Here is a 16,618-nt window from a genome sequence, read left to right on the forward strand (position 1 = left end):
CAGGTTAGTTATTACCGTTATAGATGTAAATACTCTGCATGGAAGCGCAGATGATCTTCAATAAATGTCGCTATAGTGAAATAGCTATGATCATAACCTGGCTGAATACGCAAAGTCAGCGGCCAATCACGTTGGCGCGCCAGTTCGGCTAATTTTGCGGGTTGTAACTGTTCAGCAAGGAATTGATCGCCATCGCCTTGATCGACCAACATCGGCAACTGAGCTTGTGCATGGGTCAGTAGATGGCAACTATCGTATTGCAGCCATTGGCTCTCATCCGTGCCCAGATAGGCCGTAAAAGCTTTACGGCCCCAAGGTACCTGGCACGGATTCACGATCGGCGCAAAAGCTGAGGCCGACTGATATTGCTGCGGGTTGCGCAGCGCCAGCATCAGTGCCCCGTGACCGCCCATTGAGTGACCACTGATAGATTGACGTTCACTCACACTAAAATGCTGGCGGATCAGTGCTGGCAACTCTTGGCTGATATAGTCGTACATCCGAAAATGTGCCGACCAAGGCGCTTGTGTCGCATTCAGATAAAATCCCGCCCCCTGACCCAAGTCATAGCCATCATCATTAGGAACGCCATCACCGCGTGGGCTAGTATCTGGCATCACCAGCACCAATCCGAGTTCAGCGGCAATGCGCTGCGCACCGGCTTTCAGTGTGAAGTTTTCATCATTACAGGTCAGCCCCGACAGCCAGTAGAGCACTGGCGGTGGGTTATCATCCCGTGGTGGCGGCAGATAGATGCTGAACGTCATATTGCAATTCAGGCTGCTAGCGGCATGGCGATAGCGCTGCTGCCATCCGCCAAACATCCGGTGCTCTTCGAGAAGTTCAAGTGACGTATTCATGCGTTGTCTGCCTTCTTGCTCTATTTGTTTTTTGAAGAATGATCAAAATGAATCACAGTACGAATAGATTTGCCTTCATGCATCAAGTCAAAAGCTTCGTTGATCTGATCCAAGCCCATGGTATGGGTAATGAAATCGCTCAGGGCAAATTTGCCATCCAGATATTGCTGCACAATGCCCGGCAATTCTGAACGACCCTTGACGCCACCAAATGCAGAGCCACGCCATACACGGCCTGTCACCAACTGGAATGGGCGCGTGGAGATCTCTTCACCGGCACCGGCGACACCAATAATCACGGATTCGCCCCAGCCTTTATGGCAGCACTCCAGTGCCGAGCGCATGACATTGACGTTACCAATACATTCAAATGAGAAATCAACGCCGCCATCGGTCAGCTCGACAATCACATCTTGGATAGGTTTATCATAATCTTTCGGGTTGATCAGGTCAGTCGCGCCCAGTTTGCGGGCCAGCTCGAATTTACTGGTATTGAGGTCGATCCCGATAATTCGGCTAGCACCCGCCATTTGTGCGCCAATAACAGCGGACAAACCAATGCCACCCAAACCGAAGATGGCGACGGTATCACCTGGTTTCACTTTGGCGGTATTCATCACCGCACCCATGCCAGTGGTGACGCCACAGCCCAATAAGCAAACTTCTTCTAATGGCGCTTCTTTATTGATTCTTGCCAGTGATATTTCCGGCACTACGGTCAACTCAGAGAAGGTTGAGGTACCCATATAGTGGAAGATGGGCTGACCATTTTTAGAGAAGCGGGTGGTGCCATCCGGCATCAAGCCTTTGCCCTGTGTGCTGCGAATTGCTTGGCACAAGTTGGTTTTACCGGAACGGCAGAATTTACATTCGCCACACTCCGGTGTGTAGAGGGGAATGACGTGATCACCCACGGCAACACTGGTCACGCCTTCACCAATCGCTTCGACAATCCCGCCGCCTTCATGACCTAGAATCACGGGGAAAATCCCTTCAGGATCTTTGCCCGATAGGGTGTAGGCGTCAGTGTGGCAAACCCCACTGGCGACAATCCGTACCAGCACTTCGCCCTTTTGTGGCGGCATCAAATCAACTTCTTCAACGGATAGCGGCTGGTTTGGCCCCCATGCGACTGCGGCGCGAGTTTTAATCATCTCCATGGTGTTGCTCCTATAGCTTCTGCATGATGTGTGTTATATAAATATATTCTTTATGTATCATATATGTTGCGTGTGATCTCTCGAGATAACTGCAACCTATTCTTGTATAGATTATGGCGGGAAGCCGCGGTTTTGCTTGCTCAATCAATGCGTCTCAATTTGCTCGATGATCAGCTCTTTTAGTGCGCGGACATTGGGGCTAAAGGCATCTTTGCGCCAAATAAGCCAAGTAGCGGTATCGGCAATATCCGCAGGTAATTGATGGACTTGCACTCCTTCATGGCCCGGCAATAGCGTCAATACGGCGTGAGGGATCAGTGCCAGCCCCGCCCCGCTGGCTACACAGGCGAGCATGGCATGGTAGGACTGAATTTCCATGATTTGCCCCGGCAGGACACCCGCCTGACGGAACCAACTCTCCAGCCGTAGTCGGTAAGAGCAACTGGGGCGGAAGGCGAACAGGGTCTCGTCCACGGCATCACGGGCTTGCAGAATTGGCTGGTGATCCAGACAGGAGATGATCACCAGTTGCTCCTCGAAAGAGCGGCAGCCGTGCAGTTCATCGTGCTGAACTGGGCCATCGACCAGTGCGGTCGCCAATGTACCGGCACGGACTTGTTCAATGATTTCACCTGACGTGCCGGTGATCAGTGACAAAGAGACCTTGGGGTAGCGCTGATGATAAGCCGCCAGCAGATTGGGCAGGCGGGTGGCCGCCGTGCTCTCCATTGAGCCGAGCGGGAAGTTACCTGCCGGTTCGCCAGCATGAGTAATGCGCATCGCCTCTTCACTCAGCGCCAAAATCCGATTGGCGTAGCAGAGAAAATTATGGCCCATGGGTGACAAGCGCAGGCGCTGTTTTTCGCGGATAAACAGGTCCGCGCCCAGTTCAATTTCAAGCTGGCGCAGGCGTGTCGTTAAATTTGAAGGGACGCGGTGCATCTGCTCCGCTGCTCGGGCAACGGAGCCGGTTTCCGCCACGCAACAAAACATGCGTAGCTGAGTCAGGTCCATAAGTGTTCTCTTTTTGTGATGAACTTAGTGACTATTATTCATTTTTTGTGATTCTAATGCTCAGGCATGATATTGGCAACTTTCTTTTAACCGACTGACAGAGCAATCCGCTGGCAGAGTAATGAATGGGTGGAGTGGATGGCATTAAGAATAGCAATAAGTGGCTTTCTGGCATTGGTCGTCGCCATGGGGATTGGGCGTTTTGCTTTTACGCCACAAGTGCCACTGATGATTGCAGAACATCAATTCACCTTGACCGGCGCAGGGCTGGTGGCGGCCTTTAATTATCTGGGATACCTGTTTGGTGCCTTTGATGCTATGCGGGCCAGCCGCCATGTTGAACGGCGCTTATGGCTGGGGCTATGGGGAGCGGTCGCGCTCACTCTGCTGTCGGCGGTGGTGGATGGCGTGTGGTGGCATGGCGTGGTGCGTTTTGCCATTGGCTGGGCCAGTGGGTGGTCTATGGTGCTGATTGCGGCCTGGACGAATGAGCGTCTGGCGCATTTTGGCCGCCCCGCGCTCAGCGCCGCAGTTTTTGCCGGGCCGGGTGCCGGTATATTCATCAGCGGTATGCTCGCTGTGCTTATCCATAGCTATGAGTTATCAGCCGCGCAAGCCTGGACGGTGTATGGCGTATTGGCGCTGATGATTATTGCTGCGATTAGCATCAATCTGCCGCGCAGTGGGGAGTTGCATCGACCGCACATTGCTGCGGTTCCACTGACCTTAACCCCCGCACTCAAACGCTTGGTGTGGAGCTACAGTTTGGCGGGATTTGGCTACATTCTGCCCGCGACTTTCTTGTCACAAATGGCGACCGCGCGCTTCCCTGAGAGCCTGTTTGCCCAGTTCGTCTGGCCTGTTTTCGGTGGGGCGGCGGTGATCGGGATCACCATTGGTATTTTGACTCGCCACTGCCTGACCTCACAAACCCGTCTGGCGTTAACATTATGGGTGCAGGCGCTGGGTGTCCTGTGCGCAGAGCTAGTGCCGGGAGTGAGCGGGTTGGCATTGGGCGCACTATTGACTGGTGGCGGATTCCTCAGTGTGGTTCAGCTCTCATTGCAGCATGGCCGTGAATTGGCCCCCGAGCACACTCGCTATATGGCGGGGCTGCTGACCACGGGGTATGCCATCGGGCAACTGGTTGGCCCGATATTATCGGCAATCTCTACCGCATTGACTCACCGACTGGAACCGGCGCTCTATGTGGCGGTGGTGGCACTGATTATTGCCGGTGCGCTAGCGATTAAAACGCCCGCACGCGCCCGTGAAGCGGTGGTGGGGTGATGGGGTGCTCAGACACAAGCAGAACAGCACGCTCATCATGATGGAAAGAACAGTTGGTTATGAATAACAATCACTGGATAATCATTTTGCTCTCAACTACAGTGGGGAGCAAAATCCGGGTGTGATCTGCATCATGTTTATCTCGTCCGGACGCGTAGCCTGTTGGAGAAAAGAATGTCATCGCTAAGTAAAGAAGCTGAGCTGGTTCATGAAGCGCTGCTGGCTCGTGGCCTCGAAACCCCATTGCGCAAGCAAGAGTTAGATGCCGAAACGCGCAAGACCCGGATTCAAGAGCATATGACGCAAGTCATGCAGTTATTGAATCTCGATTTAACCGACGATAGTTTGGCCGATACGCCAAGACGCATCGCCAAGATGTATGTTGATGAGATTTTCTCCGGACTGGATTACGAAAATTTCCCCAAAATTACCTTAATTCAAAATAAAATGAAGGTCGATGAGATGGTGACGGTGCGGGATATCACCCTGACCAGTACCTGCGAGCATCATTTTGTGACGATCGATGGTAAAGCCACAGTGGCGTATATTCCTAAAGACAGTGTGATTGGGTTGTCCAAAATCAACCGTATCGTGCAGTTCTTCGCCCAGCGCCCGCAAGTGCAGGAGCGACTGACGCAGCAAATTCTGTTGGCGTTACAGACGCTGTTGGGCACGAATAATGTCGCTGTTTCGATTGATGCGGTGCATTATTGCGTCAAGGCACGGGGCATCCGTGATGCGACCAGTGCTACCACCACCACTTCATTAGGCGGATTGTTCAAGTCCAGCCAGAATACCCGTCAGGAATTCCTGCGCGCGGTACGTCACAACGGCTAATTAGCCTTTTGCCAGAGAGGGCACCAATGGGTGCCCGTACACAGGATGTCGGGTATGCGTCAACGCATCGCAACGTTAGACAGTGCGCGAGGGCTGGCCATTCTTGGCATTCTGCTGCTCAATATCAGTGCGTTTGGCCTACCAAAGGCCGCTTACCTCAATCCCGCTTATTTGGGCCTCCCCTCACTGTCAGATAGCTGGACTTGGGCCATTCTCGATATTGTGGCGCAGGCGAAATTTCTCTCCATCTTTGCCATTTTGTTTGGCGCGGGCCTCGAACTGCTGCTTAAGCGGGGTAAAGGCTGGATACGGGCGCGTCTTTCCCTGTTGCTACTGCTGGGATTGATTCACGGTATCTTCTTCTGGGATGGAGATATTCTATTTGCTTATGGTTTGATTGGCTTGGTGTGTTGGCGAATGATCCGGGATGCCAAAGATGCCGCCAGCTTATTGCGCACCGGAGGGGTGCTCTATCTGCTTGGCGTCGCCGTACTCTTGCTGCTGGGGTTTATCAGCAGCGGGGAACCGGGCCGCTTTTGGCAACCAGGGCCAGCAGACCTGCAATACGAGGCATTCTGGAAGCTGCAAGGTGGGATCGAGGCATGGAAGAATCGGCTGGACTTGCTGTCATCCAATTTGATTGCTATCGGCGCACAATATGGCTGGGAACTGGCGGGTTCTATGCTCTTTGGGGCCGGATTGATGCGCTCAGGCTGGCTGCGCGGTGAGTTCAGCTTGCGCCACTACCGACTGATTGCGGCCTGTTTGATACCGCTTTCATTGCTCATCCAGATTCCGGGCGTGGCCCTGCAATGGGGGGGGGGCTGGGATTACCGTTGGACGGGCTTTTTACTGCAAGTTCCCCGCGAGTTGGGTGCCCCTTTGCAGGCGGTGGGGTATCTGGCGCTACTCTATGGCTTCTGGCCGACCCTATCCGGCTGGCGTGTTAGCCATTGGTTGGCGCAGGTGGGTCGAATGGCGCTAAGCAACTATCTACTGCAAACATTGATATGCACACTGATCTTCTATCATTTCGGCTTATACCAGCAACTTGACCGCTTGCAATTACTGGCAGTGGTTCCGTTGGTCTGGTTGTGTAACATCCTCTTCTCACTGTTTTGGCTACGTTATTTCGCCCAAGGGCCGGTCGAATGGCTATGGCGAAAATTGACTGCGTATGCCTGTGGTCAATCGTTACAACCTCGCAACACTAAGCCCTGAATACGTCCGCAATATAAAAATGATTGGGCGGGTTACAAATTTGTATGTAAACGTTTTCTTTCTTGTGACGTATTTCACGTGGCAAATTCAACAAACTGGGTAGGATAGGCCACCTGCCATGCCCAGTTGATACCAACGCGAGCATGGTGACTTATTGATGAAATAATGTTCACAGGATATGTCATGGCCGCTCAGCACTCATCTGGCAACAGTATCACTATTCGCGATGTGGCCTCACGGGCGGGCGTTTCGTTGGCGACGGTATCCCGCGTGCTCAATAATAGCGCCGCTATCCGGCCCGAAACCCGCGCCGCTGTGCTGAAGGCGGTGTCTGAACTGGGCTACCGCCCGAATGCTAATGCGCAGGCGCTGGCGACACAAAGCAGCGATACGGTTGGCGTAGTCGTCATGGATGTTTCAGATCCCTTTTTTGGTGCATTGGTGAAAGCGGTAGACACTGTGGCTCAACGGCATCAAAAATACGTGCTGATTGGCAATAGCTACCATCAGGCGGATAAAGAGCGCCATGCCATTGAGGTGCTACTTCGTCAGCGCTGTAATTCGTTGGTTGTCCATGCTAAGGCATTGAGTGATGGCGAATTAATAGGTTTTTTAGAGCAAGTTCCGGGTATGGTTCTGATTAATCGAATTATTCCTGGCTTCGAGCATCGTTGTGTAGGATTAGACAATGTTAGCGGTGCGCAAATAGCGTGTCGTCAACTGCTCAAGCAGGGCCATCAGCGCATCGGTTTCCTCGGTTCCAATCACCCCATTGATGATGTCATGCAGCGCCAGACTGGCTACCTGAATGCGCTTGAGGCTGCGGGTATCACGGCTCTCGACAGTTGGCGCGCCTATGGCACGCCAGACTTAGCAGGGGGGGAGCGCGCCATGATTGACTTGCTGGGGCGCAATTTGCAGCTTAGTGCGGTGTTCGCTTACAACGACTCAATGGCGGCGGGGGCATTGGCCGCGCTGAAAGAGAACGGTATCAGTGTCCCTGAGCAGTTCTCGCTGGTGGGCTTTGATGACATCCCCATTGCTCGCTATACCAGCCCCAAACTCAGCACCATCCGCTATCCGATTGTTTCCATGGCAACTTTAGCCACGGAACTGGCCCTCGAAGGGGCAAATCGCCCACTAGATCCTCACGCGACCTACTGTTTCACTCCGACACTGGTGCCACGGCATTCTGTCGCAATTTGTGGTGTTGCTCACTAGTTAGGGATTTATTCTTGTGTAACCGTTTTCAATCTGTGAGAAAATTCACAGATTCTTAACAACGAGCCGTCTATGCTCTAGCTGTTTTCTACCTGAATGTATCAATATGTCATCAGTTACCGGATAAAAAAACCAACGGTAGCGGGTTTTAGAATAGCGATTTACAGACATCTGTTCCGCAAACGATTTGTTTGTAAATGACATGGTTTATGACGACTCAGGCGGCTTTTTCGGAGTGGAGTGCGCTCAAGGACGATAAATATTCAGTGTCAGCCGCTTTACGACAGTTTTCTCTCGTTAGGCGATGGTGTTATCACCCTGTACTACCCTACATAAACCCGGAGATACAAATGAATAAGAAGGTTTTCACATTAGCAACCCTGGCTGCCAGCATGTTGTTTGGCGCGGCTGCTCAAGCTGATACCCGTATTGGTGTCACCATCTATAAATATGATGACAACTTTATGTCCGTGGTCCGTAAAGCGATAGAGAAAGATGCCAAAGCATCTCCTGACGTTACCTTACTAATGAATGACTCCCAGAATGACCAGTCCAAGCAAAACGATCAAATCGACGTGTTGTTGGCCAAGGGCGTCAAAGCGCTGGCAATTAACTTGGTTGACCCCGCAGCCGCACCCGTGGTGATTGATAAAGCCCGCGCCAACGATGTACCGATTGTGTTTTATAACAAAGAACCTTCACGTAAAGCCTTGGATAGCTATGACAAAGCTTACTATGTTGGTACTGACTCCAAAGAGTCCGGTGTTATTCAGGGTGAGTTGATTGCTAAACACTGGCAAGCCAACCCAGCATGGGATCTGAATAAAGACGGCAAAATTCAATTTGTGCTGCTGAAAGGCGAACCGGGTCACCCAGATGCTGAAGCGCGTACCACTTACGTCATTAAGACATTGAATGAAAAAGGTATTCCAACTCAACAGTTGCAGTTAGATACCGCGATGTGGGATACCGCACAGGCTAAAGATAAGATGGATGCATGGCTATCTGGTCCTAACGCCAACAAAATCGAAGTGGTTATTGCTAACAACGATGCGATGGCGATGGGCGCAGTAGAAGCACTGAAAGCGCACAACAAAACCAGCGTTCCTGTGTTCGGTGTTGATGCCTTGCCAGAAGCATTAGCGATGGTGAAATCAGGCCAAATGGCCGGTACCGTCTTGAACGATGCCAACAACCAGGCTAAAGCGACCTTTGATCTGGCTAAAAACTTGGCTGCCGGTAAACCTGCTGCTGAAGGCACCACGTGGAAAATCGACAACAAGATCGTACGTATCCCGTATGTTGGTGTTGATAAAGATAACTTGGCTGAATTTACTAAGTAACAGTCGAAACACGTTTTACACCCAAGTCTAAAGGGTAGAGAGTCATTAACCTTCAGGCCCGGCACCGAGAATTCGGTATACGGAGCTTGGCTCCGGGGCTGAAGGTTTTCTGTTGCATTGATCCTTATTTTAGAGTGCGCGCTGATGGATGGGTGAATGATATATCCAGCAAGTCGGTGGCGGTTCTTAGCCAGGTATAACTATGGCCGATATTAATACAGCACAACCTCGCGAGTGGTTGCTGGAAATGAGTAATATCAATAAATCATTTCCGGGTGTAAAGGCGTTAGATAACGTAAATCTTAAAGTGCGGCCAAATTCGATCCATGCATTAATGGGAGAAAATGGTGCAGGTAAGTCAACGTTATTAAAATGTCTGTTTGGTATCTATAAAAAAGACTCCGGAAGTATTATCTTTCAGGGGCAAGAAATAGAGTTTAAAAGCTCGAAAGAAGCATTAGAACATGGTGTCTCTATGGTGCATCAGGAATTAAATCTGGTGTTACAACGTACCGTGATGGACAACATGTGGCTGGGTCGTTACCCAACCAAAGGTTTCTTTGTCGATCAAGATAAAATGTACAAAGATACCAAAGCTATCTTTGATGAATTGGATATTGATATTGATCCTCGCGATAAAGTCGCCACGTTATCAGTATCTCAGATGCAAATGATCGAGATAGCCAAGGCATTCTCTTACAATGCCAAAATCGTCATTATGGATGAGCCGACTTCCTCATTAACAGAGAAAGAAGTGAATCATCTCTTTACGATTATCCGCAAATTAAAAGAGCGTGGCTGTGGAATTGTTTATATCTCCCATAAAATGGAAGAGATATTCCAGCTATGTGACGAAATTACCATACTGCGTGATGGTCAGTGGATTGCTACCCAGCCGCTAGAAGGGCTGACCATGGATCAAATTATCTCCATGATGGTGGGGCGTTCACTGAGCCAACGTTTCCCTGACCGCCTAAATACGCCGGGTGAAGTTATTCTGGAAGTCAAAAATCTCACCTCGCTACGCCAACCCTCTATTCGTGATATCTCCTTTGATTTGCATAAAGGTGAGATTTTGGGGATTGCCGGGCTGGTAGGGGCAAAACGAACTGATATTGTTGAAACCTTATTTGGTATCCGCGAAAAAGTCGCCGGAACCATTAAGCTACATGGCAAAAGTATTAATAACCACAGTGCCAATGAAGCCATTAATCATGGATTTGCACTGGTGACTGAAGAGCGCCGTTCCACTGGGATTTACGCTTATCTCGATGTAGGTTTTAACTCCCTTATCTCTAATATTCGTAATTATAAAAATAAATTTGGGCTGCTGGATAATACGCGCATGAAGAGCGATACCCAATGGGTTATCGATGCGATGCGAGTCAAAACGCCCGGTCACCGTACCAGTATTGGTTCATTATCGGGTGGTAACCAGCAGAAAGTAATTATTGGCCGTTGGCTACTGACTCAACCAGAAATATTAATGTTGGATGAGCCGACTCGGGGGATTGATGTCGGTGCGAAGTTTGAAATCTATCAGTTAATGACTGAACTAGCGAAGAAAGACAAAGGAATTATTATTATCTCCTCTGAAATGCCTGAGCTATTAGGGATCACTGACAGAATTTTGGTAATGAGTAATGGTCAGGTTGCGGGAATTGTTGAAACTAAACAAACCACGCAGAATGAAATATTACGTCTTGCATCCTTGCATCTCTAATCCAGTCGAAGGTTCTTATTATGAATGCGTTAAATAAGAAAAGTATGCTCACTTACCTTAAAGAGAGCGGGATTTACGTCGTATTATTCGTATTACTGGCGATTATTATTGTCAAGGACCCGACATTTTTAAGTCTGATGAACTTGAGTAATATTCTGACCCAATCCTCCGTGCGTATTATTATTGCTCTCGGTGTTGCAGGTCTGATTGTCACTCAAGGGACGGATCTGTCAGCTGGCCGTCAGGTGGGGTTGGCGGCGGTCGTTGCGGCAACCATGCTGCAAGCCATGGACAACGTGAATAAAGTTTTCCCTGATTTACAGACCGTGCCTATCCCAATCGTTATCTTAACCGTCTGTTTAATCGGGGCGATTATTGGCTTGGTCAACGGTATTATTATCGCTTATCTTAATGTGACTCCGTTTATTACCACATTGGGTACGATGATTATCGTTTACGGTATTAACTCCCTGTATTACGACTTCGTCGGCGCATCACCTATTGCAGGTTTTGACCCTGCTTTCTCAACCTTTGCGCAAGGATTCTTGCGGTTTGGTGATTTCAAACTCTCTTACATTACCTTCTATGCGCTAATTGCCATCGGCTTTGTTTGGGTGTTGTGGAATAAAACGCGCTTCGGCAAAAATATCTTTGCCATCGGCGGTAACCCAGAAGCGGCAAAAGTTTCTGGTGTGAATGTGCCCCTGAACCTGATCATGATTTATGCGCTGTCCGGTGTGTTCTATGCCTTCGGCGGGATGTTGGAAGCGGGCCGTATTGGTAGTGCGACCAACAACCTTGGATTTATGTATGAGTTAGATGCCATCGCGGCTTGCGTGGTGGGCGGTGTTTCATTCAGTGGTGGTGTGGGTACGGTCATCGGCGTTGTGACGGGGGTCATTATCTTTACCGTTATTAACTACGGCCTGACTTATATCGGCGTGAACCCTTACTGGCAGTATATTATCAAGGGTGCCATCATTATCTTTGCAGTCGCACTGGACTCACTGAAATACGCCAAGAAGAAATAATCGATTATTGTCTGTTAAGGTAACAATAAAATAGAAGCCAGTCTGGGATTATCCTGACTGGCTTTTGACTTTTAATGAGATGGGTATGCCTAAGCAGTTATGACTAATAAATATCGCAATATCGATATGCATATATTTATATAGCGATGGTGCAAGATTACACTAACTCTTGTGAGGTGTAACGCTAGATAACTCAATGTTTGATTTTCGATGTAAATGAGACGTGATTTCAATAGGCGGGAGAATCAATAATTACAGATGAAGTTGTTTATTAACCCAGATCAAGCTTATCGCGGGTTAATATATATATTCTGATTTCAATATCTTAAAGTAACTGTTATCTATTTTTGGGCTGAATGACGTTGGGAATATAATGGATAGCGCAAAAAAACTACCCCGTCCCACATTGGCTCAGGTTTGGCAAGATACCCTGTTTGCGGTATCGAAAAGATTATTATTACTCCGAGATATCACCGATTTAGTGAATGAGCTAAGAAAGCTCTCTTTTTCTATCGTGCGTTTTCAGCGTGTCAATTTATTGCTGCTTAACCCGCTGTACAACCAAATGACTCTTTATACCCATGATGATGCCACCAACACCGTCGTGGGAGCACAAAATATCCTGTTTGCAGAAGGGCCAGGCGCTCTGGCATGGCAACAACAAATACCGTTGCGGAGTGATCATCAGCGTATGCAACGGGAGTTTTCGGCTGTCTGCAATTTAGAGCCTTATCAGGCACTAAAAGCGGGCTGTCATTTTCCCTTGGGCCATGATAATCACTGGTCAGGCTGTGTTGAGTTTATTAAGACCGATGACAGTGAGTTTGATGAACAAGCCATTATCTTTCTGGGATTACTGTCTGATGTGGTTGCTATCGCGGTGGATAATATCGCTGAAATAAGCCGAGCCTGCTCTGAACGTGAAAAACTGCGCTTTGAGCGGGATCACTACCGGATATTAGTCGATGTCACCAATACGGTTATTTCTAAACTGGAATTGGATGTATTAGCAGCCGAGGTTTCGAAAGAGATACATCGCTTTTTCAATATCGATTACATCAGTCTGGCAATATGTGGCACCCAAGACGATAAAAATAAGCTGAATGTTTTTTCTACCCGCTACCAAATAGGTAAAACGGTGCAGCATCAGCAAGCTTGGATCGATATCACCGGCACTTTAACCGGGCAGGTGTTACACAGTCGGGAGTTATTACTGGTAAATCTGGCGGATATCTCGCTCTTGGCACCCGAAGATAAGCAACTGGCGAGTATGCTGGATGAGGGTTTGCAGGTGGTTTGTTTGCTGCCCCTTTTTTTCGGCCATAAGATGCTGGGCATATTAAAACTGGCGCAATGTCAGAGTGATATTTTCACCGACAGCAATCTCAAGTTATTACGACAAATTGCGGCCCGTATTGCTATCGCCGTCGATAATGCCTTGGCTTATAACGAAATTACCCGCCTGAAAGACTCACTGGTCAATGAAAATCTCTATCTGACGGATCAGATTATTCATAATGAGGAGTTTGGCGAGATAATTGGTCATAGCGCCGGTATTAAAGCGGTGCTGGAACAGGTCGAAATGGTGGCTTCCAGTGACTGCACGGTTTTGATTCTCGGCGAAACCGGCACCGGTAAAGAGTTAATTGCTCGTGCAATCCATAATTTAAGTACCCGTAAGAATAAGCGCATGGTGAAAATGAACTGTGCGGCGATTCCCTCTGGCTTAATGGAGAGCGACCTGTTTGGTCATGAGAAGGGCGCTTATACCGGAGCATCAGCACAGCGTATTGGTCGGTTTGAGATGGCCGATGGCGGGACACTATTTCTTGATGAAGTCGGGGATATTCCCCTTGAACTGCAACCGAAACTCCTGCGGGTATTACAAGAGCGGGAAATAGAGCGCTTGGGGGGCAGTAAAATTATTCCGGTTGATGTACGGCTAATTGCGGCAACCAATCGTGATTTAAAATTGATGATGGTTAATCGAGAATACCGCAGTGATCTCTATTATCGACTCAATGTTTTTCCTATTGTGATCCCCCCGCTGCGTGAGCGGCCAGAAGATATCCCCCTATTAGTGAAATTCTTCACTCAGAAAATAGCCAAACGCATGAATCGCGTCATCGATACGATTCCCAGTGAAACATTACGTTTACTCAGCCGTTTACCTTGGCCGGGGAATATTCGCGAACTGGAAAATGTGATTGAACGGGCGGTGATCCTCAGCCGAGGCACCACGCTGAATTTGCAGTTACAAGAGCTGGAATATCATTTATCGCCGCTAGAAGTGACCAAACCCACCCCAGAACGGACCATTCGCAGGCCGCTATTACCGGAAAGCGAAGAGCCGGAGTTTTCAGAGTCTGAGCGGGCGCGCATTATTCGCGTATTACGTGAAACCAACGGGGTGGTCGCGGGTGCCAAAGGGGCAGCCATTAAGCTGGGGTTAAAACGTACCACCTTGTTATCCCGCATGCAGCGACTCGGAATATCAGTAAAAAGTATCGAAGAAGAAGATGGGATGGCGGAGTAAGCCTATTTTTGTCAGGGCAGATGATCTATAAAGTTGAACCAAGGGGAAACACGCCGTTGGGGTCGTCGCGGTGTAAACCGCCGAAGTGCCCCTAGGCGTGGTCAACCCTTGGCTCACAATACATATCAGGAGCGAAGTCGCCGTTAAGCTTCAACCTCCCGCCGTAGGCGTGCCTTCAACTGGCTATACTCTTGCTGAACATAATTCTCCGCCCATCCTTGATCTGGTATGGCTTCCAGCTTCACTGCACAATATTTGTACTCTGGCGTTTTGGAGATCGGATCAAGATGGTCCAGCGTCAATTCATTGCAGGCACCAATCCACCACTGGTAAGTCATATAGACCGCACCGACATTAATGCGCTCACTGACCGAAACCCGCGTGATCACCTTGCCGCGCCGCGATTCAACCCAGACCAGCTGTTGATCCCGCAACTGCATTTTATCTGCATCCTGCGGACTGATTTGCACATAACCCGGCTCATCAGCCAATGTTTGCAGCGCTGAGCAGTTACCGGTCATTGAGCGACAAGAGTAGTGGCCTACTTCGCGCACGGTACAGAGCACCAGTGGATACGCGTCATCCACCAGCTCCATAGGCGCACGCCACTCACTGGCAAACAGCAATCCTTTACCGCCGGGGCGGTCAAACTTATTACCGGCATATAACCACGGTGTACCGGGGCTATCTTCGGTGGTACAGGGCCACGGAATATAGCCCAATCCAGCCATTTTCTCGTAGGTTGCGCCATAGTACAGCGGGCATAGTTCGCGCAGTTCATCCCAAATCTCTTTGGTATTGTGATACTTCATCGGATAGCCAAGAGCGGTGGCCATCAAGCTGATGATCTCCCAATCCGGTTTCACATCTCCTTGAGCATCAACCGCTTTTTCAAAGCGCTGGAAACCCCGGTCGGCGGCGGAATAGACCCCCTCATGCTCTCCCCACGAGGTAGCAGGGAAAATCACATCCGCCTCGGCGGCGGTTTTGGTCATGAAAATATCTTGCACAATCAGCAGCTCCAACTCGCTGAAAGCTTCGCGCATCATCGACAGATCCGGCTCAGTTTGCAGCGGATCTTCGCCCATCACGTAGTTGGCTTTGATTTTTCCCTCTTTCACTTTGTGCGGCACGTCAGTCAGTGAATAACCAATTTTGTCGGACAGGGAAGGGACGCCCCATGCTTTGGCAAACTTCGCCAGTGTGGCGGGATCAGTGACAGGTTGGTAGCCGGGGTACATATTGGGCAGTGCACCCATATCGCAGGCACCTTGCACATTATTCTGCCCACGAACCGGGCCGACACCCACATTGGGGCGACCGAGGTTGCCGGTCAGCAGCGCCAATCCTGATAATCCCTTAACCACATCCACGCCTTGACCCCATTGAGTCACCCCCATGCCCCACAAAATAGTGGCCGAAGGGGCGGCGGCATAGATGCGCATGGCTTCGCGGATGGTCTGCGCGGGTAGGCCCGTGATGCTCTCGACATATTCCGGGGTGTATTTGGCGACAATCTCGCGATATTCATCGAAACCCTCGGTATAGCGCGATACATAATCTTTATCGTATAACTCTTCAGTAATCAGCACATTGGCAAAGGCATTGACCAGTGCCATATTCGAGCCATTTTTCAGCGGTAGCCACAGGTCCGCAATCCGTGCTGTTTCGATATGGCGCGGGTCGCAGACAATGACTTTTGCCCCTTTCTCTTTGGCTTTGAGGATGCGGCGGGCGACGATCGGGTGGGAGTCGGCGGCATTGTAGCCAAACACTAAAATGCATTTTGTGTCTTCAATCTCACAGATGGAGTTGCTCATCGCGCCATTGCCCAGAGTCACTTGCAGACCCGCCACTGACGGCCCGTGACACACGCGAGCGCAGCAATCAATGTTGTTGCTGCCGGTCACTGCGCGGGCAAATTTTTGCATCACATAGTTGGTTTCATTGCCCGGCCCACGGGAGGAACCGGTGTGCATAATGGCTTCTGGGCCATATTTTTCTTTGATAGCCCGCAGTTTGCTACTGGCAAACTCGATGGCTTCATCCCAAGAGACCGCTTCCAGTTTGCCGCCTTTTTGGCGACGGATCATCGGCTGTTTCAGGCGTGGCGTCAGCAGCTTGGTATCATTGAGGAAATCCCAGCCGTAGTAGCCTTTCAGGCAGAGTTCGCCTTGATTGGTGACCCCATTAGCGCCTTCCGCGCCAACGACTTTACCGTTTTCAACCAGTAAGTTGATTTTGCAGCCGGAACCACAGTAGGGACAGACAGTGAGTGCCTTATACATTATTAATTATCCTTCGTTCTTGAAGCCGCAGCGGTGTTAGCTGCTCTCGTTCACCCGAATCACTGACTTGAGTCAGCTCATCGGGATTCGCTCA

12 protein-coding genes are annotated in these 16,618 nt (G+C 49.8%); 8 read left to right on the forward strand and 4 right to left on the reverse strand.

The genetic code is table 11. The annotated features are described in order from the left end of the window. Positions 1-17: 17 nt before the first annotated feature. The 3 genes from fghA to ptrR all read right to left on the reverse strand — a co-directional run bounded on the left by fghA (position 18) and on the right by ptrR (position 3,034). A complete protein-coding gene (gene fghA, locus HRD69_RS12725; protein WP_004876303.1) occupies positions 18-860 on the reverse strand; it encodes an S-formylglutathione hydrolase in 843 nt (280 codons plus the stop codon). 20 nt (positions 861-880) lie between these two features. Beyond that, the gene (locus tag HRD69_RS12730; RefSeq protein ID WP_004876301.1) at positions 881-2,020 is read right to left on the reverse strand and encodes an S-(hydroxymethyl)glutathione dehydrogenase/class III alcohol dehydrogenase; all 1,140 of its coding nucleotides are present in this window, start codon (positions 2,018-2,020) and stop codon (positions 881-883) included. 144 nt (positions 2,021-2,164) lie between these two features. Next, entirely contained in the window at positions 2,165-3,034 is an 870-nt protein-coding gene (ptrR, locus tag HRD69_RS12735; RefSeq protein ID WP_004876298.1) for a putrescine utilization regulator PtrR, read from the reverse strand. 138 nt (positions 3,035-3,172) lie between these two features. Here ptrR and HRD69_RS12740 point away from each other — a divergent pair, with 138 nt between their 5' ends. From HRD69_RS12740 to flhA, 8 genes are all read left to right on the forward strand, one after another. Beyond that, positions 3,173-4,324 carry a YbfB/YjiJ family MFS transporter gene (locus HRD69_RS12740; RefSeq protein WP_032815111.1) on the forward strand — a complete coding sequence of 384 codons (1,152 nt, stop codon included), beginning with the start codon at positions 3,173-3,175 and terminating at the stop codon, positions 4,322-4,324. 174 nt (positions 4,325-4,498) lie between these two features. After that, positions 4,499-5,161 (forward strand): GTP cyclohydrolase I FolE, encoded by a 663-nt coding sequence (gene folE / locus HRD69_RS12745; RefSeq protein WP_004876294.1) that lies wholly within the window; start codon positions 4,499-4,501, stop codon positions 5,159-5,161. 54 nt (positions 5,162-5,215) lie between these two features. Further along, a complete protein-coding gene (gene yeiB / locus HRD69_RS12750; RefSeq protein ID WP_004876292.1) occupies positions 5,216-6,382 on the forward strand; it encodes a DUF418 domain-containing protein YeiB in 1,167 nt (388 codons plus the stop codon). A 183-nt stretch (positions 6,383-6,565) separates the two neighbouring features. Continuing rightward, positions 6,566-7,603: an HTH-type transcriptional regulator GalS gene (galS, locus tag HRD69_RS12755; protein ID WP_004876290.1), complete on the forward strand. Its 1,038-nt coding sequence runs from the start codon at positions 6,566-6,568 to the stop codon at positions 7,601-7,603. Positions 7,604-7,953: 350 nt separating this feature from the next. Next, on the forward strand, positions 7,954-8,946 hold the full coding sequence (mglB, locus tag HRD69_RS12760) for a galactose/glucose ABC transporter substrate-binding protein MglB (RefSeq protein WP_005273836.1): 993 nt from the start codon (positions 7,954-7,956) through the stop codon (positions 8,944-8,946). 202 nt (positions 8,947-9,148) lie between these two features. Beyond that, positions 9,149-10,669, forward strand: coding sequence for a galactose/methyl galactoside ABC transporter ATP-binding protein MglA (mglA, locus tag HRD69_RS12765; protein WP_004876286.1), 1,521 nt, complete (start codon positions 9,149-9,151; stop codon positions 10,667-10,669). A 20-nt stretch (positions 10,670-10,689) separates the two neighbouring features. After that, positions 10,690-11,700: a galactose/methyl galactoside ABC transporter permease MglC gene (mglC, locus tag HRD69_RS12770; RefSeq protein WP_004388732.1), complete on the forward strand. Its 1,011-nt coding sequence runs from the start codon at positions 10,690-10,692 to the stop codon at positions 11,698-11,700. Positions 11,701-12,073: 373 nt separating this feature from the next. After that, a complete protein-coding gene (flhA, locus tag HRD69_RS12775; protein ID WP_004876283.1) occupies positions 12,074-14,236 on the forward strand; it encodes a formate hydrogenlyase transcriptional activator FlhA in 2,163 nt (720 codons plus the stop codon). Between the two features lie 143 nt (positions 14,237-14,379). Here the strand turns inward: flhA and fdhF are convergent, their stop codons facing one another. Beyond that, a complete protein-coding gene (fdhF, locus tag HRD69_RS12780; protein WP_004876281.1) occupies positions 14,380-16,524 on the reverse strand; it encodes a formate dehydrogenase subunit alpha in 2,145 nt (714 codons plus the stop codon). Between the last annotated feature and the right edge of the window lie 94 nt (positions 16,525-16,618).

The sequence above is a fragment of the Yersinia mollaretii ATCC 43969 genome (genome assembly GCF_013282725.1).
Lineage (GTDB): Bacteria > Pseudomonadota > Gammaproteobacteria > Enterobacterales > Enterobacteriaceae > Yersinia > Yersinia mollaretii.